This is a genomic window from Rhodococcus sp. T2V (genome assembly GCF_029269925.1).
Classification (GTDB): domain Bacteria; phylum Actinomycetota; class Actinomycetes; order Mycobacteriales; family Mycobacteriaceae; genus Rhodococcus_F; species Rhodococcus_F koreensis.
The window spans coordinates 1-1584 of the sequence record NZ_JARJBD010000276.1; the positions used below are offsets into that span (position 1 = coordinate 1).

1 protein-coding gene is annotated in these 1584 nt (G+C 68.9%); it reads right to left on the reverse strand.

All coding sequences use genetic code 11. From position 1 onward, the window contains the following. Positions 1-1565: AMP-binding protein (locus P3H15_RS53860; protein WP_276144800.1), on the reverse strand; the 1565-nt coding region annotated here is incomplete at its 3' end. Positions 1566-1584 lie beyond the last annotated feature (19 nt).

Below are 1584 nucleotides of genomic sequence, written 5' to 3' on the forward strand. Positions count from 1 at the left end.
TCCTTGCGGAGGATTTTGCCTGCGGCGGACTTGGGGACGAGGTCGATGAACTCGACCCTGCGGACCTTCTTGTGCGGGGAGACCCGGTCGGCGACGAACGCGATCACCGCGGCCTCATCCAGATCCTCGGCACCGGGCTGAGCGACGACGAACGCCTTCGGCACCTCCTCACCCTCGTCGTCGAGGACCCCGATGACGGCGGCGTCGGCGATCTGCGGATGCGTCAGCAGCAGCGCCTCCAACTCCGCCGGCGGCACCTGATACCCCTTGTACTTGATCAACTCCTTCATCCGGTCCACGATCGTCACCACCCCGTCGGCGTCGACGGTCGCGATGTCCCCGGTGTGCAGGAACCCGTCCGCGTCCAGGGTTTCCGCGGTCGCCGCCTCGTTGCCCAGGTACCCGGCCATGATGTTCGGACCCGCACACCACAACTCCCCCGGCGCGCTGACCCCCTCGGCCGGGTACTCGACCTCCCGCCCGGTGGCGGGGTCGACCAGCTTGCATTCCATGTTCGCGATCGTCGGGCCGACCGAGTCGAGGGCGATGTCGTCGCGGTCGAACGGGATCGCGTGCGAGACCGGACTCATCTCCGACATCCCGTACCCCTGCCGGACCCGGCACCCGAGCCGGGTCGCGACGGCCCGACCCAGCTCCTGATCCAGCGGGGCGGCACCGGAGAACACCGAATGCACCGAGGACAGGTCGTAGTCGTCGACCAACGGGTGCTTGGCCAACGCCACCGCGACCGGCGGCGCGATGAACACATACGTGCACCGCTGCCCGGACACGATCGACAGGAACTCGACGAGGTCGAACTTCGGCATCGTCACCAACGACGCCCGGTTGAACAGGGCCGCGTTGAGCAGCACCGTCATCCCGTAGATGTGGAAGAACGGCAACACCGCCAACAGCCGGTCGTCGGCGCCGATGCCCATCCGCGGGGTGATCTGACACACGTTCGCGACCAGGTTGCGGTGGGTGAGCATCACCCCCTTCGGCCGGCCGGTGGTCCCCGACGAATACGGCAGCACCGCCAGCTGGGTGGCCGGGTCGAACGACACCTCCGGCGCCGGATGCCCCTCGGTGAGCAGATCCGCCAGCGACGGGTGCCCGTCGGCGCCGTCGAGGACGATCACATTCTCGGCCGGGATCCCGACCCTCGCTGCCGCATCCCGCGCCTGCGGCAGCAGCGGGGAGACGGTGAACAGGAACCTCGCGTGCGAGTCGGTGAGCTGTTTGGCGATGTCCTCGGCGGTGTAGAGGGCGTTGATGGTGGTGGCGACGCCGCCGGCGCGCAGGATGCCGTGGAACACCGCGGCGAACGCGGGCACGTTCGGTGAGTGCAGGGCCACCACCTCACCGACCGCCAGACCGCGGGCCGCGAGCGCCCCGGCGACCCCGTCGATCTGCCCGACCAGGGTGCGGTAGCTGGTGACCGCACCCGAGGCGCCGTCGATCAGGGCGGGCCGCTCCGCGTCCGCCGGGTCGAGGTGACCGAACAGGAAATCGTAGACACTGAGGTTCGGGATCTCGACGTCCGGAAACGGGCTCTTGAAGCTCACGTGGGTCACTCCCTCGAAG